30 protein-coding genes are annotated in these 25,652 nt (G+C 67.1%); 22 read left to right on the plus strand and 8 right to left on the minus strand.

Going from position 1 to position 25,652, the window contains the following annotated elements; translation table 11 throughout:
* Positions 1-57: 57 nt before the first annotated feature.
* The 3 genes from fusA to rpsL form a co-directional block, all read right to left on the minus strand.
* Positions 58-2,133 (minus strand): elongation factor G, encoded by a 2,076-nt coding sequence (fusA, locus tag OXS27_RS18455; protein WP_243920257.1) that lies wholly within the window; start codon positions 2,131-2,133, stop codon positions 58-60.
* A 30-nt stretch (positions 2,134-2,163) separates the two neighbouring features.
* Positions 2,164-2,634 (minus strand): 30S ribosomal protein S7, encoded by a 471-nt coding sequence (gene rpsG / locus OXS27_RS18460; protein WP_007557567.1) that lies wholly within the window; start codon positions 2,632-2,634, stop codon positions 2,164-2,166.
* 128 nt (positions 2,635-2,762) lie between these two features.
* Positions 2,763-3,134 carry a 30S ribosomal protein S12 gene (gene rpsL / locus OXS27_RS18465; RefSeq protein WP_007557568.1) on the minus strand — a complete coding sequence of 124 codons (372 nt, stop codon included), beginning with the start codon at positions 3,132-3,134 and terminating at the stop codon, positions 2,763-2,765.
* A gap of 740 nt (positions 3,135-3,874) precedes the next feature.
* Between rpsL and OXS27_RS18470 the strand changes: the two genes are divergently transcribed.
* From OXS27_RS18470 to OXS27_RS18550, 17 genes are all read left to right on the plus strand, one after another.
* On the plus strand, positions 3,875-4,678 hold the full coding sequence (locus OXS27_RS18470) for an ABC transporter substrate-binding protein (RefSeq protein WP_267358170.1): 804 nt from the start codon (positions 3,875-3,877) through the stop codon (positions 4,676-4,678).
* On the plus strand, positions 4,665-5,426 hold the full coding sequence (locus tag OXS27_RS18475; RefSeq protein ID WP_267358172.1) for an amino acid ABC transporter permease: 762 nt from the start codon (positions 4,665-4,667) through the stop codon (positions 5,424-5,426). The genes OXS27_RS18470 and OXS27_RS18475 overlap by 14 nt, the downstream gene beginning before the upstream one ends.
* Positions 5,423-6,130: an amino acid ABC transporter permease gene (locus OXS27_RS18480; protein ID WP_267358174.1), complete on the plus strand. Its 708-nt coding sequence runs from the start codon at positions 5,423-5,425 to the stop codon at positions 6,128-6,130. Before OXS27_RS18475 ends, OXS27_RS18480 begins: the two co-directional genes overlap by 4 nt.
* A gap of 127 nt (positions 6,131-6,257) precedes the next feature.
* Complete coding sequence (locus OXS27_RS18485; protein WP_267358176.1) at positions 6,258-6,635, plus strand: hypothetical protein; 378 nt, start codon at positions 6,258-6,260, stop codon at positions 6,633-6,635.
* Positions 6,636-7,105: 470 nt separating this feature from the next.
* The gene (rplN, locus tag OXS27_RS18490) at positions 7,106-7,474 is read left to right on the plus strand and encodes a 50S ribosomal protein L14 (RefSeq protein ID WP_007557579.1); all 369 of its coding nucleotides are present in this window, start codon (positions 7,106-7,108) and stop codon (positions 7,472-7,474) included.
* On the plus strand, positions 7,474-7,788 hold the full coding sequence (gene rplX / locus OXS27_RS18495; RefSeq protein WP_243920250.1) for a 50S ribosomal protein L24: 315 nt from the start codon (positions 7,474-7,476) through the stop codon (positions 7,786-7,788). Before rplN ends, rplX begins: the two co-directional genes overlap by 1 nt.
* On the plus strand, positions 7,781-8,347 hold the full coding sequence (gene rplE / locus OXS27_RS18500; RefSeq protein ID WP_243920249.1) for a 50S ribosomal protein L5: 567 nt from the start codon (positions 7,781-7,783) through the stop codon (positions 8,345-8,347). Before rplX ends, rplE begins: the two co-directional genes overlap by 8 nt.
* Before the next feature lie 40 nt (positions 8,348-8,387).
* Positions 8,388-8,693, plus strand: coding sequence for a 30S ribosomal protein S14 (gene rpsN, locus OXS27_RS18505; protein WP_243920247.1), 306 nt, complete (start codon positions 8,388-8,390; stop codon positions 8,691-8,693).
* A gap of 10 nt (positions 8,694-8,703) precedes the next feature.
* Positions 8,704-9,099, plus strand: coding sequence for a 30S ribosomal protein S8 (rpsH, locus tag OXS27_RS18510; protein ID WP_007557585.1), 396 nt, complete (start codon positions 8,704-8,706; stop codon positions 9,097-9,099).
* A gap of 23 nt (positions 9,100-9,122) precedes the next feature.
* Complete coding sequence (gene rplF / locus OXS27_RS18515; RefSeq protein ID WP_243920245.1) at positions 9,123-9,656, plus strand: 50S ribosomal protein L6; 534 nt, start codon at positions 9,123-9,125, stop codon at positions 9,654-9,656.
* 10 nt (positions 9,657-9,666) lie between these two features.
* Positions 9,667-10,029, plus strand: coding sequence for a 50S ribosomal protein L18 (gene rplR, locus OXS27_RS18520; RefSeq protein WP_010686176.1), 363 nt, complete (start codon positions 9,667-9,669; stop codon positions 10,027-10,029).
* Positions 10,030-10,187: 158 nt separating this feature from the next.
* Entirely contained in the window at positions 10,188-10,775 is a 588-nt protein-coding gene (gene rpsE, locus OXS27_RS18525) for a 30S ribosomal protein S5 (protein WP_043355033.1), read from the plus strand.
* 12 nt (positions 10,776-10,787) lie between these two features.
* Positions 10,788-10,979, plus strand: a complete 192-nt coding sequence (gene rpmD / locus OXS27_RS18530; RefSeq protein WP_020096280.1) for a 50S ribosomal protein L30 — start codon at positions 10,788-10,790, stop codon at positions 10,977-10,979.
* Between the two features lie 10 nt (positions 10,980-10,989).
* Positions 10,990-11,493 (plus strand): 50S ribosomal protein L15, encoded by a 504-nt coding sequence (gene rplO, locus OXS27_RS18535; RefSeq protein WP_243998621.1) that lies wholly within the window; start codon positions 10,990-10,992, stop codon positions 11,491-11,493.
* Positions 11,494-11,647: 154 nt separating this feature from the next.
* Complete coding sequence (gene secY, locus OXS27_RS18540; RefSeq protein WP_243920242.1) at positions 11,648-12,994, plus strand: preprotein translocase subunit SecY; 1,347 nt, start codon at positions 11,648-11,650, stop codon at positions 12,992-12,994.
* A gap of 169 nt (positions 12,995-13,163) precedes the next feature.
* Entirely contained in the window at positions 13,164-13,766 is a 603-nt protein-coding gene (locus tag OXS27_RS18545) for an adenylate kinase (RefSeq protein ID WP_243920240.1), read from the plus strand.
* 93 nt (positions 13,767-13,859) lie between these two features.
* Complete coding sequence (locus OXS27_RS18550) at positions 13,860-14,090, plus strand: hypothetical protein (RefSeq protein WP_243920238.1); 231 nt, start codon at positions 13,860-13,862, stop codon at positions 14,088-14,090.
* 15 nt (positions 14,091-14,105) lie between these two features.
* On the opposite strand, the gene OXS27_RS18555 is transcribed toward OXS27_RS18550, so the two are convergent.
* Positions 14,106-14,462 carry a hypothetical protein gene (locus tag OXS27_RS18555; protein WP_243920236.1) on the minus strand — a complete coding sequence of 119 codons (357 nt, stop codon included), beginning with the start codon at positions 14,460-14,462 and terminating at the stop codon, positions 14,106-14,108.
* Between the two features lie 254 nt (positions 14,463-14,716).
* Between OXS27_RS18555 and rpsM the strand changes: the two genes are divergently transcribed.
* From rpsM to rplQ, 5 genes are all read left to right on the plus strand, one after another.
* Positions 14,717-15,085 carry a 30S ribosomal protein S13 gene (rpsM, locus tag OXS27_RS18560; protein WP_012319166.1) on the plus strand — a complete coding sequence of 123 codons (369 nt, stop codon included), beginning with the start codon at positions 14,717-14,719 and terminating at the stop codon, positions 15,083-15,085.
* 173 nt (positions 15,086-15,258) lie between these two features.
* Positions 15,259-15,648, plus strand: coding sequence for a 30S ribosomal protein S11 (rpsK, locus tag OXS27_RS18565; protein WP_007557606.1), 390 nt, complete (start codon positions 15,259-15,261; stop codon positions 15,646-15,648).
* Positions 15,649-15,673: 25 nt separating this feature from the next.
* Complete coding sequence (locus OXS27_RS18570) at positions 15,674-16,546, plus strand: MBL fold metallo-hydrolase (RefSeq protein WP_267358191.1); 873 nt, start codon at positions 15,674-15,676, stop codon at positions 16,544-16,546.
* 109 nt (positions 16,547-16,655) lie between these two features.
* Complete coding sequence (locus tag OXS27_RS18575) at positions 16,656-17,675, plus strand: DNA-directed RNA polymerase subunit alpha (RefSeq protein WP_243920233.1); 1,020 nt, start codon at positions 16,656-16,658, stop codon at positions 17,673-17,675.
* A 200-nt stretch (positions 17,676-17,875) separates the two neighbouring features.
* Positions 17,876-18,286, plus strand: a complete 411-nt coding sequence (gene rplQ, locus OXS27_RS18580; RefSeq protein WP_243920231.1) for a 50S ribosomal protein L17 — start codon at positions 17,876-17,878, stop codon at positions 18,284-18,286.
* Between the two features lie 479 nt (positions 18,287-18,765).
* Here the strand turns inward: rplQ and OXS27_RS18585 are convergent, their stop codons facing one another.
* From OXS27_RS18585 to OXS27_RS18600, 4 genes are read right to left on the minus strand one after another with little or no spacing between them, the layout of a single operon-like run.
* A complete protein-coding gene (locus OXS27_RS18585; RefSeq protein ID WP_243920229.1) occupies positions 18,766-20,652 on the minus strand; it encodes a response regulator in 1,887 nt (628 codons plus the stop codon).
* Positions 20,649-22,370, minus strand: coding sequence for a response regulator (locus OXS27_RS18590; RefSeq protein ID WP_267358194.1), 1,722 nt, complete (start codon positions 22,368-22,370; stop codon positions 20,649-20,651). The genes OXS27_RS18585 and OXS27_RS18590 overlap by 4 nt, the downstream gene beginning before the upstream one ends.
* Positions 22,367-23,434, minus strand: a complete 1,068-nt coding sequence (cheB, locus tag OXS27_RS18595; RefSeq protein WP_267358196.1) for a chemotaxis-specific protein-glutamate methyltransferase CheB — start codon at positions 23,432-23,434, stop codon at positions 22,367-22,369. Before cheB ends, OXS27_RS18590 begins: the two co-directional genes overlap by 4 nt.
* Positions 23,431-25,644 carry a response regulator gene (locus OXS27_RS18600; RefSeq protein WP_267358198.1) on the minus strand — a complete coding sequence of 738 codons (2,214 nt, stop codon included), beginning with the start codon at positions 25,642-25,644 and terminating at the stop codon, positions 23,431-23,433. The genes cheB and OXS27_RS18600 overlap by 4 nt, the downstream gene beginning before the upstream one ends.
* Positions 25,645-25,652: the final 8 nt, after the last annotated feature.

Here is a 25,652-nt window from a genome sequence, read left to right on the forward strand (position 1 = left end):
CAGAGCCTCCTAAATTCGAAATCGTGTTGCGGATGAAGAGGTGGTTCAGGCGTAACCTTAGGCGTACTTGGCGATGACCTTGTCGGCCTCGCCGCGCGGCACCTCTTCGTAGTGATCGAACTGCATCGTGAAGTTGGCGCGGCCCTGCGAGAAGGAGCGCAGCTGGTTCACGTAACCGAACATGTTGGCCAGCGGCACCATCGCGTTGATGACGTTGGCGTTGCCCCGCATGTCCTGACCCTGGATCTGGCCGCGTCGCGCGTTCAGATCGCCGATGACCGAACCGGTATACTCTTCCGGCGAGACGACCTCGACCTTCATCACCGGCTCGAGCAAGACCGAGCCGCCCTTCTGAAGGGCCTCACGGAGCGCCGCCCGGGAGGCGATCTCGAAGGCCAGCGCCGACGAGTCGACGTCGTGGTAGGCGCCGTCGATCAGTTCGACCTTGACGTCGACCACCGGGAAGCCGGCGAGCACGCCAGCGCCCAGCACCGAGTTCAAACCCTTCTCGACGCCCGGGATGTACTCCTTGGGCACCGAACCACCGACGACCTTCGACTCGAACGAGAAACCGGCGCCCGGCTCGTTCGGCTCGACGATGAACTTCACGCGGGCAAACTGGCCGGTACCACCGGTCTGCTTCTTGTGCGTGTAGTCGATCTCCTGACGACGGGTTAGCTTCTCACGGTAGGCAACCTGCGGCTGGCCGATGTTTGCGTCGACCTTGTAGGTGCGCCGCAGGATGTCGACCTTGATGTCCAGGTGCAGCTCGCCCATCCCGCGCAGGATGGTCTGGCCGGATTCCTGATCGGTCGAGACCCGGAAGGACGGATCTTCCGCGGCGAGCTTCGCCAGCGCGATGCCGAGCTTCTCCTGATCGGCCTTCGACTTCGGCTCGACGGCGATCTCGATCACCGGCTCGGGGAATTCCATCTTCTCGAGGATGACGACCTTCTGCGGATCGCTGAGGGTGTCGCCCGTGCGGGTGTCCTTGAGGCCGGCCAGGGCGACGATGTCGCCCGCGAAGGCCTCCTTGACGTCCTCGCGGTTGTTGGCGTGCATCAGCAGCATGCGGCCGACGCGCTCTTTCTTGTCGCGCGAGGAATTGAGCACGTTGGCGCCCGACTCGACCTTGCCGGAGTACACGCGGCAGAACGTGATCGTGCCGACGTGGGGATCGTCCATGATCTTGAAGGCGAGCATGGAGAAGGGATCCGAATCCGTCGGGTGACGAACGATCTCTTCCTCGGTCTTGAAGTCGATGCCCTTGATCTCGCCGCGGTCGGCCGGGGAGGGCAGGTAATCCACGACGGCGTCGAGGAGCGGCTGCACGCCCTTGTTCTTGAACGCCGAGCCGCACAGCACCGGGTGGAAGGCGCGCAGCTGCACGGCCTTCCGCACCAGAGCGCGCATCGCATCCTGGGTCGGTTCGGTGCCGTCGAGGTAGGCGGCCATGGCTTCGTCGTCGAGCTCGACGCAGGCCTCGACCAGCTTGGTGCGGTACTCGACCGCCTGATCCTTCAGGTCGGCCGGGATCTCGACCTCGTCGTAGTTGGCGCCGAGCGCCTCACCCGACCAGACGATCGCCTTCATCTTGATGAGGTCAATCACGCCCTGGAAGTTGGACTCGGCGCCGATCGGCAGCTGCAGGCACACCGGCTTGCCGGCGACGCGGCTGATGATGTCGGCCACGCACTTGAAGAAGTCGGCGCCGATCTTGTCCATCTTGTTGACGAACACGACACGCGGCACGTCGTACTTGTCGGCCTGACGCCACACGGTCTCGGTCTGCGGCTCGACACCCTGGTTGCCGTCGAGCACGCAAACGGCGCCGTCGAGCACGCGGAGCGAACGCTCGACCTCGATGGTGAAGTCCACGTGGCCGGGAGTGTCGATGATGTTCAGGCGCTTGTCGCGCCAGAAGCACGTCGTCGCGGCGGACGTGATCGTGATGCCGCGCTCCTGCTCCTGCTCCATCCAGTCCATCGTGGCGGCGCCCTCATGGACTTCGCCGATCTTATGGGACTTTCCGGTGTAGTAGAGGATCCGCTCCGTGGTCGTGGTCTTGCCGGCATCGATGTGGGCCATGATGCCGAAGTTGCGGTAGTCCTCGATCGCGTGCGTGCGGGGCATCGGATTGCTCCTGAGAGACGGCGGAACCGCTTACCAGCGGTAGTGCGAGAAGGCGCGGTTGGCTTCCGCCATCCGGTGCGTGTCTTCCCGCTTCTTAACGGCGTTGCCGCGGTTGTTGGCGGCGTCGAGCAACTCGGCTGAGAGGCGCTCGATCATGGTCCGGTCGTTGCGCGAGCGGGCTGCCTGGATGAGCCAGCGGATCGCCAGCGCCTGACGACGCTCGGTGCGCACCTCGACGGGGACCTGGTAGGTCGCACCGCCGACGCGGCGGGAACGGACCTCGATCATTGGGGCAACGTTGTCCAGCGCGGCGCGGAACACCTCGATTGGGTTCGCGCGGGCGCGATTCTCGACGATGTCGAAGGCACCGTAGACGATCCGCTCGGCGGTCGACTTCTTGCCCTCGTACATGATGGAGTTCATGAACTTCGTCAGCACCACATCCCCGTACTTCGGGTCCGGGATGATCTCGCGCTTCTCTGCTGAGTGACGACGGGACATTGGCTTCAGCTCTCGAACAATATGGTCTTAAGCACCCCGCGCAGGCCACCTGAGCCCGAGGGCCGGTGACATCCTTACGAGGCCGTGGAAATCGTGGTCCGAAGCGAAACCTGCTTCGGACGCAAACCTTACTTCGGCCGCTTGGCGCCGTACTTCGACCGGCGCTGCTTCCGGTTCTTTACGCCCTGCGTGTCGAGCACGCCGCGCAGGATGTGGTAGCGCACGCCCGGAAGATCCTTCACGCGGCCGCCGCGGATCATCACCACGGAGTGCTCCTGAAGGTTGTGGCCCTCACCCGGGATATAGCCGATCACCTCGAAGCCGTTGGTGAGCCGCACCTTGGCGACCTTACGAAGCGCCGAGTTCGGCTTCTTCGGGGTCGTCGTGTAAACGCGGGTGCAGACGCCGCGCTTCTGCGGGCAAGCGTCAAGCGCCGGAACCTTATTGCGGCTCCGCTGGATCTTCCGCGGCTGGGCGATCAGCTGGTTGATCGTCGGCATCCTGTGCCCTCTTCCTCGGTCACCTAGGTCCGGACCGCGAAGAGCAGTCCGCAATACGAATATGCGCCGGAGGGCTGGTCAGAGCCCCTCGGCGCGGTGTGGGCAGAGGAGCACGCCCGAAAACGAACGCGCTCGTACCTACGGATCTGACTTAGAGCGTCAGGCGATTTGATTCCTCGGAGCGCGGAGCGATGGCGGCGGCATCCGGAAGTGAATCCGAAGAGCCGTCGGCAGCCGATGGCCATCCGAAGTGGCGCGCTTCTAGCCGCCGTTGCGCGGCAGGTCAATGCATTGGCTGGATAAATCTGCGCCGCGTAGGAGGTTAAAGTTCGGTCAAGGCGTGGTCGCGACCGCGCGAAACGGGCCTTCGGGCGGCATCATCCTTCGCGCGCGTCGCCGGGGTCAATCCCAACCGCTGGGTCCGCCCGGTTTGCAGGCCAAGTGTTGTGAAGCGTGTCTTCCATCTGCGAAGAAGACCCACCGCATTGATGGCTGTTCACATGGCAATCCATTCTCCCATGCCCCTGAAGAACGGAAAGCTCGACGGTTGATTCCCATAGGCTTCCTGGAGAACCATGCAGGAGTTCGCTTGGACAAGGCACGGAGTTCTTCGATAGATCCGCGCGCAACTCGTTTCACGCGATCGATCGTCTTCATTCTTCGCGTTCGAGCTGGGTGCTGCACGCCGAAATCTTGAGCGTGGATCTGGCTCGACACCGAATCGGTTTTTGGAGTTTCGTGTGCGCCGCCTCTTCGCTTTCGCCTTCGCAACCCTCCTGTCGGTGGGCGCGGCCCAGGCCGACCGGCTCGATGACATCAAGAAGGACGGCGTGCTGCGCGTCGCATCCTTCGACAGCAACCCGCCCTTCGGCTTCGTCGAACCGGCCACCAAACAGATTGCCGGGCTCGACGTCGATTTCGCACAGGCCATCGCCGACAGGATCGGCGTAAAACTGGACGTGCGCCCCACCAACCCTGCGAATCGCATCCCGCTCTTGACCTCCGGCAAGGTCGATCTCGTGCTGGCGAACTTCACCATCACCGAGGAGCGGGCCAAGCAGCTCGACTTCAGCATCCCGTACTTCGCCTCCGGCCAGCAGTTCCTGGCCAAGAAAGGCACGCTGTCGTCGCCCGATCAGCTGAACGGCCTGCGCATCGGCGCCGATAAGGGCACCGTCAACGAGATCGTTCTGCGCCGAGATTTCCCGAAGGCCACGGTGGTCGCTTACGACGACACGCCCTTCGCGTTCACGGCCCTGCGGAATGGCAACGTCCAGGCGATCACCCAGGACGGGCCGAAGCTCGTCGGGCTGCTGGCAAAGGTGCCGGACCGTCAGAACTACGAGATCCCGCCCTTCAGCATATCCAGCGACTATATCGGCGTCGGCATTCCAAAGGGTGAGACACGCCTGCGCAACCTCGTGAACGAGACCCTGCGGGATCTTGAGAAGAGCGGCAAGGCGGCGGTGATCTACGACCGCTGGTTTGGCCCGAACACCGAGCAGCCGCTGCCGCGCCTATTCCGAATCGGTGAGCACGACTGACCGGATCGGCGCCGTGAGCCTGTTCGGCGATCTTTTGGCGCCGCGCTACCTTCTCTGGCTGCTGCAGGGCTTCGAAGTCACCTTAGCCCTGTCGGCGGCCGTAAGCGGCGCGGGCACGGTGCTGGGGCTCGCGGCCTGTTGCCTGCGGGAGGTGGGCGGGCCGGCGCCGCGGCGTGCGGTGGCGGTCTTCGTCGGCTTGGTGCGCAACACGCCGCTGCTGGTCCAGCTCTTCGTCTGGTACTTCGCGGTCGCGGCTCTGCTGCCGAGCGGGATGACGGCGTGGCTCAACGCGCCCCACATCCTCGACCTTGGACCTGCAACCCTCAGCTGGCCCGCCTACGAGACGCTTGCGGGCTTCGTAGGCCTGACCGTCTATGCAGGCGCCTACATCGCCGAGGAGGGACGTGCCGGAATCAACGGCGTGCGGTCGACTCAGCGCGAGGCGGCCCTGGCCCTCGGCCTCACGCCGGTCCAGGCCTTCCGGCACATCGTGCTGCCGCAGGCGCTACGGATCGCGTGGCTGCCGATCGTCGGCCAGTACCTCAACACGATCAAGAACACTGCGCTGACGATGACAATCGGCCTCGCGGAACTGTCCTACGCCTCTCGTCAGGCGGAGACCGAGACCTTCAAGACCTTCCAGGCCTTCGGCATCGCGACGCTCCTCTATATCGGCGCCGTCGCGCTGGTGGAGGCGGCCGGGCAGGCCCTGGTCCGCCGTGCGGCGGCGCAGGCGTCGCGCGCATGAACCTCGCGGTCATCACCGACAATCTCGGCTACCTGCTGGTCGGGGCCTGGCCCGACGGGCCGATCGGCGGCCTTGCGCTGACGCTGATTCTCTCCGGCCTGTCCGGTCTCGTCTCGGCAGTGCTCGGACTGTTGCTCGGCATCGGGCTCGCGATGAGCGCGGGCGCGGGGCGGCGGACATTGGTCCTCGGTCTGGGCTTCTTCCGGGCCATTCCGATCCTGATGCTGATCTTCTGGAGCTACTTCCTGTTGCCGATCCTGTTCGGCGTGTCGGTTCCGGAGATCGGCACCGTGGTGACGGCGCTCGCGCTCGTCGGCGGTGCCTACCTCGCCTATGGAGTCGCGGCCGGGATCGAGAGCATCGGCAGCGGCCAGTGGGCAGCCGGTCTCGCGCTCGGCTTCGGCCGACGGCAGGTGCTGCGTGTCATCGTCCTGCCGCAGGCCCTGCGCGCCATGGCGCCGTCCTTCGTCAATCAATGGACCGCGCTGATCAAGGATACGTCGCTTGCCTACGTGATCGGCATGCCGGAACTGTCCTTCGTGGCCGCGCAGGTGAACAACCGCGCCATGGTCTACCCAGCCGAGATCTTCCTGTTCGTCGGGGCGGTCTACGGCGCACTCTGCCTCGCCCTCGACCGACTGGTGGCGGTGCTGGCTCGGGGGGCCCGGCGGACCTCCTGGCTGAGCCGCGGCACGCGTGCATGACGCCCCGGCGTGCCGGATCGGGGCAGCGGCGCCTCCCCATGGTCTACGGAAGTTTAAAGCAAACCGTCGAAGTGTCGCGATCAACGGGTGGCCGGGCCGCCCCAAGTTCGCGTCGAGGGTCTTGCGTATGGGTTGCGTCGCGGTCAGCAACGTCGTTCCGTTCCGGCGGCCCCTTCCTGCCCAAGCACCGGGCGAGCGGGAGGCGCGCGATCGGCGCCGCAGCGAGCAGCGTTCCCTGTTGGACGCCCTCTACGCCACCGGCAGCATGGTCTTGGCCGCCGAGGATCGGGCGACCAAGCTCACGGCGTCCCGCCTTCAGGTCTACGGCTTCCTGGGGATCGAGGAGATACGGGAGGATGGCACCGTGCGCCGCCTTCGCCCCTCCGAGGCGATCCGCGCACGGGGCGAGCGGCCGTGGCGCCTGTCGAAGCCTGCCAGCGGGGCAGCGGTCACGATCCCCAGCCTGGACGGCTTCCTATTCGAATCGGCAGGCCAGCCCGCCTGATCGAACTGCGTTTGTGCCATAGGGGCCGGTGTGCAGATCTGCGCACCGGCCCTTTTCGTTGCATCGCGTGATCTCCGCGACCGGTCCGTAAGCGCGGACCGGAATCAGACTCGCTTGTCGTGTCGCCGGCCGGGCATAAGGTCGGTTGCAGATCCGACCGTCACACCCCGCCCCAGGCGCACCAAGCGCCAGTAGAATGCGACTGGGGGGAGGGCGCGCGTCGTGAGCCGCCGCGCCGAAATTCTTGCCGTTCGGCTTGCCTTCCCGGCCCGCCCGTAGTATGCGCCCGGCCTTCGCGACAATTTCGATGGGTGCTCGCACCCTATGAACGCGGTGACCGCGCCGGTGTCGTCAGACACCGCCAGCGCGGTCGAACACATGAGCCGGGGACATCAGATCCCCATCAGGCGTCGTCCGCCGGGCAATACCGTCCGCGTGCGGAAACCCGCCTGAAACAAGGAGTCACGCACGTGATCCAGATGCAGACGAATCTGGACGTTGCCGACAACTCGGGTGCACGCCGTGTGATGTGCATCAAGGTCCTCGGCGGGTCGAAGCGTAAATATGCCGGCGTGGGCGACGTCATCGTCGTCTCGGTCAAGGAGGCGATCCCGCGCGGTCGCGTCAAGAAGGGCGACGTCATGAAGGCGGTCGTCGTTCGGACGGCCAAGGCCGTGAAGCGCGTCGACGGATCGGTGATCCGCTTCGACAAGAACGCCGCGGTCCTGATCAACAATCAGAAGGAGCCGATCGGCACCCGTATCTTCGGACCGGTTCCGCGCGAGCTGCGCGCACGCAACCACATGAAGATCATCTCCCTGGCTCCGGAGGTGCTGTAATGGCTGCCAAGATCAAGAAGGGCGACAAGGTCGTCGTGCTCACCGGCCGCGACTCCGGTCGCTCGGGCGAGGTGATCCAGGTTCTGCCGAAGGAAGGCCGGGCCTTCGTGCGCGGCATCAACCTGATCAAGAAGCATCAGAAGCAGACCCAGAACCAGGAAGGCGGCATCATCTCCAAGGAGGCCGCCATCCAGCTCTCGAACATCGCGGTCGCGGATGCCAACGGCAAGCCGACCCGCGTGGGTTTCCGCATCCTCGAAGACGGGCGCAAGGTCCGGTTCGCCAAGACCACGGGGGATCAGATCGATGGCTGAGGCCGACAAGAACGCCTACACCCCGCGTATGCGCAAGCACTACGACGAGGTGGTGCGCCAGAAGCTGATCGAGCAGTTCGGCTACAAGAACCCGATGGAAGTGCCGCAGATCACGAAGATCGTGATCAACATGGGCGTCGGCGAGTCCACTGCGGACTCGAAGAAGGCGTCAGTGGCTGCGGGCGACCTCGCGCTGATCGCCGGCCAGAAGCCGGTCATCACCAAGGCCCGCAAGGCCATCGCGACCTTCAAGGTCCGCGAGGGCATGCCGATCGGCTGCAAGGTGACCCTGCGCAAGCAGCGCATGTACGAGTTCATGGATCGGCTGATCACCATTGCGCTGCCGCGCGTGCGTGACTTCCGCGGCCTGAACCCGCGTTCGTTTGACGGCCGCGGCAACTACGCGCTCGGTCTCAAGGAGCACCTCGTGTTCCCGGAGATCTCCTACGACAAGGCCGAGCAGACCTGGGGCATGGACATCGTCGTGGCGACCACCGCCAAGACCGATGCCGAGGCCAAGGCCCTGCTCGCCGCCTTCCAGTTCCCGTTCCGGCAGTGAAGCCCTCGGGCTTCAGACGCGGACACCGGAGATAGACCACATGTCGAAGAAAAGCTCAGTTGAGAAGAATGAGGCCCGCAAGGCGCTGGTGAAGCGCTTTGCGGCCAAGCGGAAGGCACTCCTCGAGATCGCCAACAACGACGGTCTCGAGATGGAGGAGCGCTTCGAGGCGCGCCTCAAGCTCGCGGAACTGCCGCGCAATTCGTCGGCCACTCGCATCCGCAATCGGTGCGGCATGACCGGCCGGCCGCGCGCCTATTACCGTAAGATGGGCGTCTCGCGCATCGCCTTGCGGGAGCTTGGCAACCGGGGCCTGATCCCCGGCCTGGTCAAGTCGAGCTGGTAAGGAGGTCCCCATGGTCAACGATCCCGTGGGCGACATGCTCACCCGCATCCGCAACGGCCAGCTGCGCCGTCGCAACGTCGTTCAGACACCCGGCTCGCGCCTGCGCGCCAACGTCCTGAACGTGCTGAAGTCCGAGGGTTACATCCGCGACTATGCGGCGACCGACCTCGGCAACGGCCGCACCGAGTTCGCCATCGAGCTCAAGTATTACGACGGGCGCCCGGTGATCCGTGAGATCAAGCGCGTCTCGAAGCCGGGCCGCCGGGTCTATTCGTCGGTCGGTGATCTTCCGCACGTGGCCGACGGCCTCGGCGTGACCATCGTCTCCACCCCGCAGGGCGTCATGGCCGACCACGAGGCGCGCGAGCGCAACGTCGGCGGTGAAGTGCTCTGCACCGTGTTCTGATCGGGACATAAGGAGGTCATCCCATGTCTCGCGTAGGCAAGAAGCCGGTCCCCGTGCCGGCAGGCGTTACCGCCACCGTCACCGGTCAGACGGTGAAGATGAAGGGTTCGAAGGGTGAACTCTCGTTCGTCGTTCCTTCGCTCGTCAATGTGGCGATGAAGGACGGCGCCATTGAGGTGCAGCCCGTCAACCAGTCCAAGCCGGCGCGCTCCCTGTGGGGCACGTCGCGGGCGCAGATCGCTAACATCGTCGAGGGTGTATCGAAGGGCTTCGAGAAGAAGCTTGAGATCACCGGCGTCGGTTACCGCGCTGCCATGGCCGGCAAGGCCCTCAAGCTGTCGCTCGGCTACAGCCACGACATCGAGTACGAGATCCCCGCCGGGATCACGATCGTTACCCCGAAGCCCACCGAGATCACGATCACCGGGATCAACCGCCAGCAGGTCGGTCAGGTCGCCGCTGAGATCCGCGATTACCGCGGACCCGAGCCCTACAAGGGCAAGGGCGTGAGGTACGCGGGCGAGTTCATCTTCCGCAAGGAAGGCAAGAAGAAGTAAGGAGGGCATCATGTCTCGCAAGCTCGAAGCCCTCGATCGCCGCAAGGCGCGCGTCCGTCGCGCGCTGCGGGCGGCCGCCAATGGCCGTCCGCGGCTCTCGGTGTTCCGCTCGTCGAAGCAGATCTACGTGCAGGTCATCGACGACGTCGCCGGCAAGACGCTGGCCGCCGCCTCGTCGATCGACAAGGCACTCAAGGGCGAACTCAAGACCGGCGCCGATGTCGCCGCCGCCAAGGCGGTGGGCAAGCTGGTGGCCGAGCGCGCCAAGGCCGCGGGCGTCACGAAGGTGATCTTCGACCGCTCCGGCTATATCTATCATGGCCGCGTCGCGGCCGTGGCCGAGGCTGCCCGCGAGGGTGGCCTGGAGTTCTGATCTTTTGGGACTCGCCGACGGCGCCTCTGCCATCTGTGAGCCCCGATCGGGACCGTTGAACGACGGCGGGCCGGACATGCTCTGCGTGTCCGGCATTCGACACTCAATCGAGCGAGCGGCTCCGCCGGCCGCGCCAGTGAGATGAACAGGTAAAAACCATGGCACGTGAACGGGAAGGCGGGGGCCGCGGCCGCCGCGATGATCGCGAGGAGCGCGACAGCGAGTTCGTGGACAAGCTCGTCCACATCAACCGTGTCGCCAAGGTGGTGAAGGGTGGCCGTCGCTTCGGCTTCGCAGCCCTCGTCGTCGTCGGCGACCAGAAAGGCCGCGTCGGCTTCGGCCACGGTAAGGCCCGTGAGGTGCCGGAGGCCATCCGCAAGGCGACGGAAGCCGCCAAGCGCGGTCTGATCCGCGTCTCGCTCCGCGAGGGCCGGACCCTGCACCACGACGTCAATGGTCGTCACGGCGCCGGCAAGGTGATCCTCCGCGCGGCCCCGCAGGGTACCGGCATCATCGCCGGCGGCCCGATGCGCGCCGTGTTCGAGACGCTCGGCATGCAGGACGTTGTTGCCAAGTCGCTGGGTTCGTCGAACCCCTACAACCTCGTCCGCGCCACCTTCGAGGCGCTGAAGAACGAGGACAGCCCGCGCTCCGTGGCGGCCCGCCGCGGCATCAAGGTCTCGACGCTCCAGTCGCGTCGCCGCGATGCCGATCCGGCCGACCAGTCCGAAGCCGCGGTCGCGTAAGGGGAGGGTCCGATGGCACAGAAGACCGTCCGTATCGAACAGATCGGTTCGCCGATCCGCCGCGAGGCCAGCCAGCGCCAGACGCTGATCGGCCTGAAGCTCAACAAGCTCCACCGCGTGTCCGAGCTGGAGGATACTCCCTCCGTGCGCGGCATGATCCGCAAGGTTGCGCACCTCGTGCGCGTCCACGGCGACGTGGCGTGAGGAGGTCCCGATGAAACTTAACGAGATCAGCGACAATCCCGGCGCCACCAAGGACCGGATGCGTGTCGGCCGGGGCATCGGCTCCGGCAAGGGCAAGACTGCGGGTCGCGGCGTGAAGGGTCAGAAGGCCCGGACCGGCGTGTCCATCAAGGGCTTCGAGGGCGGTCAGATGCCGCTGCATCGTCGCCTGCCGAAGCGCGGCTTCAACAACCTCTACGCTCAGGACCTGAACGAGGTGAACCTCGGTCGGATCCAGGAGGCGGTTGACGCTGGCAAGCTCGACAAGGCCGCGACCGTCACGGTCGAGACCCTGGTCGCCGCTGGCATCATCGCCCGTCCCCGTGACGGCGTGAAGCTGCTCGGCGTTGGCGAACTGACTGAGAAGCTCAGCTTCGAGGTCACCCGCGCCTCCAAGTCCGCCGTCGAGGCGGTCGAGAAGGCCGGCGGCTCGGTCACCACCGTCTACGCTCAGGGTGCCTCCACCCGCGGCAGCCGCGAGGCGGCCACGGCCTGACGGAGGCGATGGGGCGACTCCGGGACCCGTTGCACGGGCCCGGCGCACCCTTTAAGCCGATCCTTCGAGCGGCGGCCCTGCGACCACGCGGGCCGCCGTTTTTCGTTTCATCCGGGCATCTTTCGCCCGGCGACATGTCCAGGACGCGACGCTTATGGCCTCAGCCGCCGAGCAGCTTGCCGCCAATCTCAACTTCGGTGCGATCGCCAAGGCCGATGAGCTTAAGAAGCGCATCTGGTTCACGCTGGGCGCCCTCGTGGTGTTCCGGCTGGGCACGTACATCCCGATCCCCGGCATCGATCCGGAGCAGTTCGCCCGCAACTTCCAGCAGCAGGCGGGCGGCGTGCTGGGCCTGTTCAACATGTTCTCCGGCGGTGCCGTCGAGCGCATGGCGATCTTCGCCCTCAACATCATGCCGTACATCTCGGCCTCGATCATCGTGCAGCTCCTGACATCGGTCATCCCGAGCCTGGAGGCTCTGAAGAAAGAGGGCGAGTCCGGCCGCAAGGTCATCAACCAGTACACCCGCTACCTGACGGTGGTTCTGGCGCTGGTACAGTCCTGGGGCATCGCCATCGGCCTTCAGGGCTCCTCGGCGGCGATCGACCCCGGCCCGTTCTTCCTGGCCTCGACGGTGATCACGCTGACCGGCGGCACGCTGTTCCTGATGTGGCTGGGTGAGCAGATCACCTCGCGCGGCATTGGCAACGGCTCCTCGCTGATCATCTTCGCGGGCATCGTCGCTCATCTGCCGGTGGCGATCGCGGGCGCCCTCGAACTGGGCCGTACTGGCGCGCTCTCCCCGATCATCATCCTGGGTGTCGGCGTCGCCGCGGTGGCACTGGTCTACTTCATCGTGTTCATGGAGCGGGCCCAGCGCCGTCTGCTGATCAACTATCCGAAGCGGCAGGTCGGCAACCGCATGTACGAGGGCCAGACCTCGTTCCTGCCGCTCAAGCTCAACACCGCGGGCGTGATCCCGCCGATCTTCGCCTCGTCGCTGCTCCTGCTTCCGGCTACCGCCGCCAGCTTCTCGGCGAATGGCGGTGCCACCGGCTGGCTCGGCACGATCACGGCCTATCTCGGTCACGGCACGCCGCTGTTCCTGGTGCTCTATGCGGCCCTGATCATCTTCTTCACATTCTTCTACACCGCGGTGGTCTTCAATCCGCAGGAGACGGCCGACAACCTGAAGAAGCATGGCGGCTTCATCCCCGGCATCCGCCCGGGTGAGCGGACCGCCGCCTTCATCGACAAGGTACTGACCCGCATCACCGTGATCGGCGCGCTGTACCTGACGCTGGTGTGTCTGTGCCCGGAAATCCTGTCGTCCTACGCGGCGGCGAGCCTCGGCTTCGGCGGCACCTCGCTGCTCATCGTCGTGTCGGTAACGATGGACACGGTGGCGCAGATCCACGGGCACCTCATGGCGCATCAGTACGAGGGTCTGGTGAAGAAGGCTAAGCTGCGTGGCGCCTCGACCACGCAACGTCGGCGCTGAGGCTGATACAGAGGCGCGGCGGAGCCAAGTCTTCTCCCGCCTCTGGCCCAAAGGTCTGGGTGCCAGCGTACCCGCGACCCGTTAGACCATTCCCAAATCCGGCGATGCCAGGGAGGCTTCGCCACGGCGGATAGAGCTCACTGAGCGTGGGCCGAACGAGGACAACGCCATGCGCATCATTCTGCTCGGACCGCCTGGTGCGGGGAAGGGTACGCAATCCGAGCGAATCGTACAGCGCTTCGGCATTCCGCAACTGTCCACCGGCGACATGCTCCGCGCAGCGGTCGCCGCCGGCACGCCGGTCGGCCTGGAGGCCAAGGCCGTGATGGAATCGGGTGGCCTCGTCTCCGACCGGATCGTGGTCGGGATCGTCGCCGATCGGATCGAGGAGCCGGATGCCCGCCGCGGCTTCATCCTCGATGGTTTCCCCCGCACCGTCGCGCAGGCCGAGGCGCTGAGCGCCATGCTGGCCAGCAAGGGCATGAGCCTATCCGCCGTCATCGAGCTGAAGGTGGACGAGAACGCGCTCGTCGGCCGCATCGAGCGGCGCGCCGCCGAGACTCTGGCCAAGGGCCAGGCCGTGCGGAAGGACGACACGCCGGAGGTGTTCAAGCAGCGCCTGGAGGCCTATCGCGCCCAGACGGCACCACTTTCGGCCTATTACGCCGAGAAGGGCATGCTGGAGACGATTGACGGCATGCAGCCGATCGACAAGGTCACTGCTGACCTGATGGCGGTGCTAGAGCCCCACGAGGAGCCGGTGGCGTCCTGACAGCCGCCGGCCGTCGACCGCTTGGTGGAACGAAGGACCTGAAACCTCCGCTTTGCCGGAGGGTTTGAAGGCGCATCCTCGATCGGAAACGCCATGACGCTCCGTCATCTCGCCAGCGCAATCCTCCTGATCGCAGTGGCGGTTTCTCCCCGACTGGCCCTGGCACAAAGCCCGGCCCAGTCCTTCGTGTACGGCGAGAAGCGCTTCCGCCACGCCTGCAGGCCGCCGCTCAAATTCGCGGCGGGGGCATGCGTACGTCGCTGCCCGGCGGGCTACCAGGATATGGGTGGCTCTTGCCGGCTGCGGAATCAGGGCTTCCGCTGAAGTTCCAGGCGCGCGTCAGATCCGCCCCTCCCGGCGTAGGCTTCCAAAGAAGTTGACGATGTCCATTGGAAGCGCGCGGTGGCCGAACAGACGGTACGGGTTGCCCTCGGCGGTGCCTTCGCGCAGCTCGATCATGGCCGTCATCGGGTTGTAGCGGAACACCATGCGGCGACCGGCGAAGGTCCCCCAAAGAAGGGGCAACCCGTCCTCTGCATCCTGAAGCGCTACGGAGCCGGGCTCGGCTTCGGCGAGCACCCCACCGATCACCGCGAGGGTCACGGGCAGGATCTCCTCCAGAACTTCCTCCGCGGTGCGCAGCACCGAATCAGCGAAGGCCCGCAGGGTTGCGCCGTCGCTGGTCAAAACCGCCATTGTCGATCCTCTAAATTATTTGGTCTCAGGTCCCGCGTTCGACGCATGGCGGGCCCATGCCGCGCCGACACATCGTTGACATCCGAACGCCCGCACGCTAGCAGGCCGTCCTTCGTCCAGCCGACCGATGGTCCGAGGTACCCTGTCCAGGGTCGCCCGCGGGCCACGTTGTCGTTTCACGTGCGCAGGGGCCGGCCTCCACCGGACGCGCATGACACCCGCCCGGCATGCCGGGCTCGACATGGAGTGTGATTGTGGCCCGTATTGCAGGCGTTAACATCCCGACCAACAAGCGCGTTGTCATCGCGCTCCAGTACATCCACGGCATCGGCGCCAAGAAGGCCGAGGAGATCACCCAGAAGGTGAACATCCCAGCCGAGCGTCGGGTCAACCAGCTGACCGATGCTGAGGTTCTCCAGATCCGCGAGACGATCGACCGCGACTATCTCGTCGAAGGCGATCTGCGCCGCGAAGTCTCGATGAACATCAAGCGCCTGATGGATCTGGGCGCCTATCGCGGCCTGCGTCACCGCAAGCAGCTGCCGGTCCGCGGCCAGCGCACGCACACCAACGCCCGCACCCGCAAGGGCAAGGCGAAGCCGATCGCCGGCAAGAAGAAGTAGTTTTTGGGGTTGGGAGGCGGTGCTTCGCGCGGCCTCCTGATCGCCGCGCCGGGTGTCCCACAGGGGTGCCCGGTTTTGGCTCGACGGGCCCGCAGGGGTGGATCAGCTAAGTCCCAAAAAGAATCCCGAGCGCCTGGCATTACGGGCGCGCTTGAAGGAAGAGTGAGACCAAAATGGCTAAAGAACCGCAACGCGTCCGTCGTCGCGAACGCAAGAACATCGTGTCGGGCGTCGCTCACGTGAACGCCTCGTTCAACAACACGATGATCACCATCACGGACGCGCAGGGCAACACCATCTCGTGGTCGTCTGCCGGCGCCATGGGCTTCAAGGGCTCGCGCAAGTCGACCCCGTACGCTGCCCAGGTTGCTGCCGAAGATGCCGCTCGCAAGGCGTCTGAGCATGGCATGCGCACCCTCGAGGTCGAAGTGTCGGGTCCGGGTTCGGGCCGCGAATCGGCTCTGCGCGCCCTCCAGGCCGCGGGCTTCACGGTGACCTCGATCCGCGACGTCACCTCGATCCCGCACAACGGCTGCCGGCCGCGCAAGCGCCGTCGCGTCTGATCGAAGCCGCGTGGTGGAGAAGCACATGACGGGATCGAAGCCGCTTCCGGGCGTGCTGCGTTGGACTCTCGGCGACCTCACGGTCACCGTGCTCAACGACGGCTGGTTTCAAGCCAGCCTCGATCTCGTCACGGGCATCTCCAAGGAAGAGGCTGGGCGGCTCCAACTGGCGGGCTTCCGGACAGAGCAGCCCAAGATCACGCTGAACGCCTTCCTGATCACGGGTCCCGGCCTCAAGCCGACCCTGATCGACACGGGATACGGCGATCTCGCACCGGCTCCGACCCTCGGGCGGGCAGGAGCGGCCTTGGCGCTCACCGGCGTCAAGCCGGAGGAGATCGGCACGGTGCTGGTCACCCACCTGCATCCCGACCATGTCGGCGGGCTCGTGACGGGCGACGCGGCGCGGTACCCAAATGCCGAGATCGTGCTGCATGCCGACGAGGCGGCCCATTGGCTGCCGGACGCGGCCCTGGCCAAGGCAGCGGACGAGGCAAAGCCTTATTTCGAGGGCGCCCGCAAGGCGCTGTCGCCTTATGCCGGCCGGGTGCGCGAGCACCGGGGCGGCGAGGTACTTCCGGGGATCACGGCGATCCATCTGCCCGGCCACACGCCGGGCCATTGCGGTTTTCGCATCGTCTCCGGTGGACAGTCGCTGCTGATGTGGACCGACGTGGTGCACTTGCCGGCGATCCAGTTCAAGAACCCGGAGGCCGGCGTCGGGTTCGATGTCGACGGCGACGAAGCGCGGGAGACGCGTAAGCGGATCCTGAACGAGGTGGCCAGCGAGCGTACGCTCATCGCCGGCGGCCATCTCGAATTCCCGGCGCTGGGCTACGTGGATCGGGACGAGGCTGGCTACAGCTTCGTGCCGGTGCTGTGGGTGGGCGGCGAGTAACGACGAATACGGATTTCAGGGACCGTTCGGGGCGCCAGGGAGCGGCGCCGGACGGCCGAAGCGCGGGGACGGGCGTCGCGTTTCCCCGGCATGGACGAAAGGTAGGATCGTGGTCATTCAGAAGAATTGGCAGGAACTGATCAAGCCGAACAAGCTGCAGGTCACGACCGGCGACGACCCCAAGCGGGTCGCCACGGTCGTCGCCGAGCCGCTCGAGCGCGGCTTCGGCACGACGCTGGGCAACGCCCTCCGCCGGGTGCTCCTGTCGTCGCTCCAGGGCGCGGCCGTGACCTCGGTGCAGATCGACGGCGTCCTGCACGAGTTCTCGTCGATCCCCGGTGTGCGCGAGGACGTCACCGACATCGTCCTCAACATCAAGACCATCGCGATCCGCTCGCAGACCGATGCACCCAAGCGCATGACCCTGCGCAAGACCGGCCCGGGCCTCGTCACCGCGGGTGACATCGGCACGGTCGGCGACATTCAGATCCTGAACCCCGAACTCGTGATCTGTACGCTGGATGACGGCGCCGAGATCCGGATGGAGTTCACGGTCGCCACCGGCAAGGGCTACGTCCCGGCCGAGCGCAACCGCCCCGAGGACGCCCCGATCGGTCTGATCCCGGTGGATGCGCTGTTCTCCCCGGTGACCAAGGTCAGCTACCGCGTCGAGACCACCCGCGAGGGCCAGGATCTCGACAAGGACAAGCTGACCATGACGGTCGAGACCAACGGCGCGGTCTCGCCGGAGGATTCGCTGGCCTACGCCGCGCGCATCATCCAGGACCAGCTGCAGGTCTTCGTGAACTTCGAGGATCCGCGCAAGGAAGAGGCCGCGCCGCTCGCGCCGCAGCTGCCCTTCAACCCGGCGCTGCTCAAGAAGGTCGATGAGCTGGAACTGTCGGTCCGTTCGGCGAACTGCCTGAAGAACGACAACATCGTCTACATCGGCGATCTGATCCAGAAGTCCGAGGGCGAGATGCTGCGGACCCCGAACTTCGGCCGCAAGTCGCTCAACGAGATCAAGGAAGTGCTGGCCGGCATGGGCTTGCACCTCGGCATGGACATCCCTGGCTGGCCGCCGGAGAACATCGAAGATCTCGCCAAGCGCTTCGAAGAGCACTACTGAGGCGAAGCCGCCTCGAGCTGAACGAGGGCAGCGCTGCACGGCGCTGCTTGTTTGGCCGTCTTAATTCAGGGACTTCGCGGAGCTGACGCGAAGTCCCGAAAAAACCCGCCGCGGGGTCAAGCGGACTACAACCAACAGCCTCAATGAGGCACCCGGCCGTACCGTGGCACGGCGGCCGAGATGAAAAGGAAGCCCGCACCATGCGTCACGGTTATCGCGGCCGTCGTTTCAACCGCACCGCCGAGCATCGTAAGGCGATGTTCGCCAACATGTCGGTCGCCCTGCTCAAGCACGAGCAGATCATCACGACCCTGCCGAAGGCGAAGGACCTGCGTCCCGTCGTCGAGAAGCTCGTCACCCTCGGCCGCATCGACAGCGTGCACACCCGCCGTCTCGCGATGGCCCAGTTGCGCGACAGCGACATGGTCAAGAAGCTCTTCACCGTGATCGGCCCGCGCTACCAGGGTCGTCCGGGTGGCTATCTCCGCATCATGAAGGCCGGCTTCCGCAAGGGCGACAACGCTCCGCTTGCGGTAATCGAGTTCGTGGATCGCGACGTCGAGGCCCGCGGCAAGGATTCCGGTCCGAGCCAGGTTGCCGAGGCCGCCTGATAATCTGGAGCGTCCCTGACGCCCAAGCTCTTCGAGACGCCGTCCCGGAACCTCCGGGGCGGCGTCTTTCGTTTCAGCGCTTCGTCGTTGGAATCGGCGTCAGGCAGGCCGCGATTTACTCCGTCTGGAGCGATCCCGCGGTCGTCGGTCGCGGCACTCGTGATGACGGCGCCGCGACGAAAAAAACCCGCCGGCTTGCGCCGACGGGTCTGAAGCAGGGTCCACGTTCTGGAAGGTCAGCGGGAGTTCAAACTGGCAGTCTCTTACGCCTGAGACTGGGAACTCGACCGCGCCGCGTTCCGAAAACTCCTATCCCTGCCGGATCTCGTCCGGTGGACCATCCTGGTCCGGGTCGTTATCGCGCCGGCGGCGCGGGAAGATGCCGTGATTGCTCATGGTCCACCTCCTCTTCGATAGTCGGGAGCATCCGGCTCCCACGAAGAGATAATGAGCCGGCATTCGGCTGGTTCCCGACCGTGTCAGCGGGTTCCCCGATCCGCCGCGTCGAGGAGCGTCGCGACCCTCTCGGCGAGGTCGGCCGAGCGGAAAGGCTTCGACAGGACCGGCAGATCCTCGGGGATCTGCATCGCGTCGGCATGGCCCGTCAGGATCAGGACGGGCAGGCCCGGGTAGCGGTCGCGGATCGCAGCGGCGAGTTCGACGCCGCTCATGCCGGGCATCGCGAGGTCGGCCACGACGATGTCGCAGCGGTCCCGCTGGAGATGTTGCAGGGCCGACTCACCATCGCCCACCTCTGTGGTGCTGTGGCCGAACCCGGTGAGGAACGAGGCCGTCACGTGCCGCACCTGCGGGTCATCGTCGACGATGAGGACGCGGGCACGCCGTCCGGCAGCCGGAGCCACCCCGGTTACCTCGGTGGCCTGCTGGGGCGCCTCGGCCGCGAAGGGGAGGGCCAATTCGACCCGTGTCCCCTGGCCGACCTCGCTGTCGATCGCCAGGCGACCCTTCGATTGCTGCGCGAGGCCGAACACCATGGCGAGCCCGAGCCCGGTGCCCTGGCCGACCGCCTTGGTGGTGAAGAACGGCTCGCAGACCCGACGTAGGATCTCCTCCGGGATGCCGGTGCCCTCGTCGGTGACACTGAGGCCGAGATAGGCGCCATCGGCGATTTCGGGGTCTGCGATGATGTCGAGCCGCCGGGTCGCCACTGTAATTGCACCGCCCTCGGGCATCGCGTCCCGGGCGTTGATGCACAGGTTGAGGACCGCCAATTCGAGCTGCTCGGGATCGACCTGCACCGCCGGCAGACCGTCCTCCAGATCGGTCCGCACGGTGACGAGGCCCCCGAGACTACGGCCGAACAGGTCGCTCATCCCGACGATCAGGGCGTTCACGTCCACCGCCCGGGCCTGAAGATCGTGGGCGCGGCTAAAGCTGAGGAGCCGCTTCGTCAGCGAGGCACCGCGCTCGGCTGCCCCCCGGGCATTCTCGATCAGCCGCTGGACCCGGGGCAGGTCGACGACCTTCGGGGCGGCGAGTTCCAAGCTGCCGAGGATCGCGGTCAGAAGGTTGTTGAAGTCGTGGGCGATCCCGCCCGCCAGCGTGCCGAGCGCCTGCATCTTGTCGGACTGTCGCAGCCGCGCCTCCAGGGTCCGCTGCTCGGTGACGTCTCGCTCGATCACCGCGAGGTGGCTGATCGAACCGCCCACGTCGCGGATCGGGACCCGGGTCACGTGGCTCCACTGCTCGGCCCCGGTCGGTCCGTCGCTGACCAGCGTCTCGGCCACCGTGCCAGCCCGGATCGCCGCCGCGTCGGCCTCGATCACCGCCGCGCCCCGGGAGCCGGCGAGTTCCTCCTCGCGTCGGCCGAGGCAGGCCGCGATGTCGTGGCCCAGCAGGGCCGCCTTGCGGGCGTTGAGCCGCACGAAGCGGCGTTGGGCATCCTTGAAGCTGATCGCGTCCTGGGCATGGTCCAGCAGACCGCGCAGCAGCGCTCGCTCGGTGGCGAGGTCCCGGCCGAGGTGGTGCCGCTCGAAGGCCTGCCGGACCGTGGAGCGCAGCAGGCTCGCATCCCAGGGCTTCGTCACGTAGCCGACGATTCCGCCGCGGTTGAGGGCGGCGATCACCGCCGTGATGTCGGCATAGCCGGTGAGGAGGATCGCCTGTGCGTCGTGGAAGGTGCGGGCCTCAGCGAGCATCGCGTCGCCGGTCAGTCCCGGCATGCGCTGATCCGACAGGACCACGGCGATGTCGGGCTCCGCGCGCAGGATCTCCAGCGCCTCGGCGGGACGCGCGGTCGTCAGCACCCGGTACGAATCCTCGAACAGATCCTCCAGGGCGATCAGGATGTCCGGCTCGTCATCGACGGCCAGGATCGTCCCCACACCTGCCGTACCGTCACTCATGCACCAGCCGCCTGCCGCGGGATCCCGATCACAAAGCAGGCTCCCCCACCCGGGGCCGTCTCCACGGTCAGCGAGCCGCTATGCGCTTGAACGACACTGTAAGCAATCGCAAGACCGAGCCCGGTACCGGCTCCGACCGGCTTTGTCGTGAAGAACGGCTCGAAGATTTTTTCACGTAGGGATTCCGGTATTCCCGGACCCGTATCGCTGATTCGGATCTCGTCGAACTCCGGGGTCGACAAGGTGTCGATCCAGATCGTGCCGCCCTCCGGCATGGCGTCGGCGGCGTTGCCGAGGATGTTCATCACGACCTGATTGAGCAAAGCCGGGGTGCATTGAATTTCGGCCCGGCCGCGAAACGTCCGCTCGATGACGATCCGGTCGCCGAGCTTGTGCTGGATCAGAGCCAGCACGGTCTCAATCGCCTCCGGGACATTCACGAGGGCGCGCTCGCCCTCGTCGAGGCGGGAGAATTTTCGCAGGTTCAGGACGAGGTCTTGAATGCGCGTCAATCCCATCCGCATCGAGCCGACACGCTGGTGGGCCTTCTCGATGAGGCGGCCGGCGGATTCGGGGGCAGCCTCCGGCAATTCGCCGAGGAGGCGCTCCACCGTGCCCTGATGGGCTAGGATGAAGGCCAACGGGTTGTTGATCTCGTGGGCGATGCCGGCCACCAGCTCGCCGAGCGAGGCCATCTTGGCGGCCTGGACCAGCTTGGCCTGCGCATCCGTGAGCTGCCGGTTGGCGGTGGCGAGATCGCGGTTGGCCCGCTCCAGGGCGTCGGCGAGACGCGCCCGGGCCTCGGAGGCCTCGGCCTCCGCGCGGGCCCGCTCCACGGCCCGCTCACGCTCGCCGAACTGGCCGGCGATGCGCCGGTCGTCTTCCTCGAGCAGGCGGCGCCGAACGAAGCCGCGCACCCGGAGCGCCAACACCTCCGCATCGGTCTTGGCGATCACGTCGTCGGCGCCGGCCGCGAAGGCCTCGACCAGGAAGTCCTTGGCCGGGTCGCTGCCCGCGATCCCGACGAGGTGGAAGCCGGCTCCGGCCGCCCGTCCCGCCCGGCGCTGGCTGATCGCCCGGCACAAGGCGAGACCGTCATAGGCATGGCCGAGGAGGTCGACCGTCACACAGTCGAACGGCTCGCCCTCGGCAGCGTCCAGGGCAGCGAGCGCGGCATCAGGCCCGTTGGCGCTCGCCACATGGTGCCCGTCCTGTCCCATCAGGCCGGCCAGGAAGGTCCGATAGGTGGCGCTGCCGTCGATCACGAGGATCCGCCCCCGCCGGAAGGCGGCGGCGCCTGGGCCCTCACTGTCGCCGGCCGCACGGCGCTCGCGCAGCAGAGCGCGAATGCGCAGGATCAGCAGATCGCGGTCGGCGGATTTCGGCAGGTAGGCGTCGGCGCCGCTCTCGAGCCCCTGGCGCTCGCCGCCATTTCCACCGGTCAGCATCAGAACCGGCAATGCCCGGGTGCGCAGGGACAGGCGCATCTGCCGGATCAGCTCGTCGCCATTCATGCCCGGCAGGTGGTAATCCGCCACCACGAGGTCGGGCTGCTGGCGGTTGAGATGGTCGAGAGCGGTCTCGGCCGTGGCACAGCGCTCCACCGAGAAGCCATGCGTCTCCAGGAGCAGGCGGAACTCCAGGGCCTGCGTCTCCGAATCCTCCACCAGCAGGATCCGGGCGGGTCCCTCGGGCGGGCCGGTCTCGGGTCCGATCACGGCCGCGCCCCCGGCTCCACGATGCGCAGGACGTGGTCGCCGATGCGATCCAGGGGCAGGACCGAGCGGGCAACCCCCAGGCGTACCGCCGCCGCCGGCATGCCATACACGACCGCGGTGCTCTCATGCTCGGCGACCGTCTGGGCGCCGGCCTTGTGCATGTCGGCGAGGCCGACCGCCCCATCCTCGCCCATGCCGGTGAGCAGCACGCCGATCCCCGACGCCCCGGCCTGCCGCGCCATCGAGCGGAACAACACGGTGGCGGCCGGGCGCTGGCCCGAGACCGGCGGCGCGTCGATCACCCGCAGGATTCGGCCGGACCCGAGTTCCAAGTGCCGGTCACCGGGGGCGACGTAGACCCGCCCGGGCTCGGCGCGCTCCCCGTCCCGGGCGATGCCGACCGGAAGGGCCACGACGCTGTCGAGCCAGGTCGCGAACCCGTCCATGAAGGCGGGGCCCATATGCTGCACGACCAGCACCGGCAGCGAGAAGTCCCGCGGCAGCGCCCCGATCACCCGAGCAAGTGCCGGGGGGCCGCCCGTGGAGGCGGCGATTCCAAGAACGCTCGGCGCCAGGCCCGGCAGCTCGAACGGTGGCGCGTAGGAAGCCGCAGCGGTGCGGCCCGCCCATTCGGTGCCGATCGGCCGGCGTCGGATCACCGGCACCTGGGCCATGATCCGCAACTGCGTGCAGATCTCGCCCGCCACAGCCTCGTAGCCCGCATGGGTCGTGGCCACAGGCTTCTCGACCACCGACAGCGCGCCGGCGCGCAGCGCATTCATCGAGATGCGCAACGACGAATCCTCGACCGAATCCGCCACTACGACGATCGGGGTCGGATGCTCTGCCATGATCCGGCGGGTGGTCTCCAGCCCGTCGATGCCGGGCAGGCGGATATCCATGGAGATCACGTCCGGCCGCACGCTCTGGAGCTTGGCCAACGCCTCCTCGCCGGAGGCGACTGCGGCCACGATCTCCAGCCGGGGATCGCGGGAGACGATGTGGCGCAACAGCTCGCGCACCACGAGGCTGTCCTCCACCAGCATGACGCGGACCGGGGTCATAGGAACTGCCCGATCGTGTCGAGCAGCTGACGCTGGTCGAATTTCTGCTTGGTCAGGTAGGCATCGGCGCCGAGATCGAGGCCGCGGGCCACGTCGGCGGCGTCGCCGCGGGAGGTCATCAGGATCGTCGGCAACCGGGCGAAGCGCGGATCGGCTCGCAGGGCCTGAAGCAGGCCGAACCCGTCGAGACGCGGCATCTCCACGTCCGCGAGGACGAGATCCACGGGCTCGACCTCGGCGCGCAGCCGGTCGAGGGCGTCCTGACCGTCGACGCAGACGACCACGCGGTAGCCGGCCGCTTCCAAGATGCCCTTCTCCAACGTCCGGGTGGTGATCGAATCATCGACGACCAGAATAGTCGCCCGCGCGGCGGCCCGCGGTGCGGGATCACGTGTCGTCGAACGTTGAGCCTGCCCCATCGTTCCGGACGATGGTGCGACAGCCGCGCGCGCCGCGAGACCGTCGGGGTCGAGGACCAGCACCGGGATGTCGCCGGGTAGAACCGCCGTGCCGGCGATCAGGCCCGGATCGGCACCGAAGGCGGGGGCGGGCAGGACCAGGAGCGCGCGGACATCGTGCAGGCGGTCGACGGTGATCGCGAAACGGCCGGCCTCTGTTCGAAGCACCACGGCGTGCAAGGCTTCGAGATCGTCCGAAACCGAAGCCTCGCCCAGGATCGCGGCGAGGTCGGTCACCGGGTGGCTCGTGGCCGCATCGCCCGTGCCGAGCCGCAGGATCGGTCGGCCCATCGCCACCGGCATCTCGGTCCGCTTCACGCGCAACAGGCGCTCCACGGCATTGCCCGGCAGCGCGTAGGTGCGTCCGCCCGCCTCGACCAGCAGCAGGCTGCGCCGGGCCGCCGAGAGCGGCAGGCTGAAGATCAGAGCGGTGCCGAAGGGGGTGCGCGACTCCAGCCGGACGCTGCCCAGAAGCTGGCGCGCCGCATCGGCCGCCACCGAGAGGCCGTAGCCGCGGCCCGACAGGGTATCGACAGCCTCCGCGGTGGAGAAGCCGGGCTCGAAGACGAGGCGCAGCAGGGTCTCGGGATCGGCGACCGCCTCCGGGGCGAGAAGACCGCGTGCCCGGGCTGTGGCCTCGATCCGGGCCAGATCCGGCCCAGGCCCATCGTCGAACACCGTGACGGAAAGTCGGGCGCCGCGCACCGCCACCTCCAGGCCGAGCCCCAAAGCCTCGGGCTTGCCGGCGGCGCGGCGCTGTTCCGGGCTCTGCCAGCCATGGCTCAAGGCGTTGCGCAGGGCGTGGAGCAGCGGGTCCTTGAGCGCCTGGAGCGTACCGCGCTCGACCGGCAGGTCGAGGCCGCGCAGGTCCAGATCGACTTCGCGGCCCTGTTCCCGGGCGGTCTCCCGCAGGGAGCGCGCCAGCGGGGCCAGAACCGTCTCGGCAGGCACCAACGCAAGGCGCTCGGCGGCGGCGCGGACCTGGGCGGCGGCCCCGTCGATGGCGCTGCTCGCAACCGCGTGGCGCCGGGACAGGTCCGACGCCTCCCGGGCGAAGGCGCCGATCTCGGCCGCGAAGGCACGCAGCGCGGTTCCGTCGCTATCCGCCCCGGCGGCGAGCGCCTCCGCGTTGGCGCGCAGGCCCCGGGCGAGCCTGGCCAGCCGGGCCAGGCTGTCGGCCGCCGAGGTGCGGCTGGCCAGCGTGCTGGTGAGATCGTGGCTTGCCCGAGCCATCGCCTCCACGGCCTCCACGGGAACCCGCAGCAGCGCGGCACCGGGATCGGCCGGCTCGGCCGCCGGCTTCGGGGCGGGCTCCGAAGTCGGCGCGGCGGACGGAGGCGGAGTGTCGGGTGGCACAGCGACCGATTCGGCGGAAGCCGCTTCGCCCTGCCGTCCCAGAACTTGCCCCAGGGCCGAGAGGGCGTCCGCCGGCATGTCGGGCCCCGCGCCGTCCTGCAGACCGGCGACGTAACTCTCGATCCGGTCGAGGGCGAGGTGGACCGCGTTGGCCGCTTCCCGGTCGAGGGCGGCACCGGTCCGGACCTTCTCGAACAGCGTCTCCAGGCGATGCGCGACCGCCTCGACGGCGGGCAGATCGACGGCGCGCGACGCCCCCTTCAGGCTGTGGGCCCGGCGAAACACGTCGTTCCAGTCCGGCGTGGCGCTGCCGAGCGCCACGCGGATCGCCGCGACGTGTTCCCGGTGCTCGACATCGAAGGCGGCGAGCAGGAGCTGGCGGATGTCCTGGGTCAAGGCGCGGC

This window comes from Methylobacterium sp. GC_Met_3, assembly GCF_026540775.1.
Classification (GTDB): Bacteria; Pseudomonadota; Alphaproteobacteria; order Rhizobiales; family Beijerinckiaceae; genus Methylobacterium.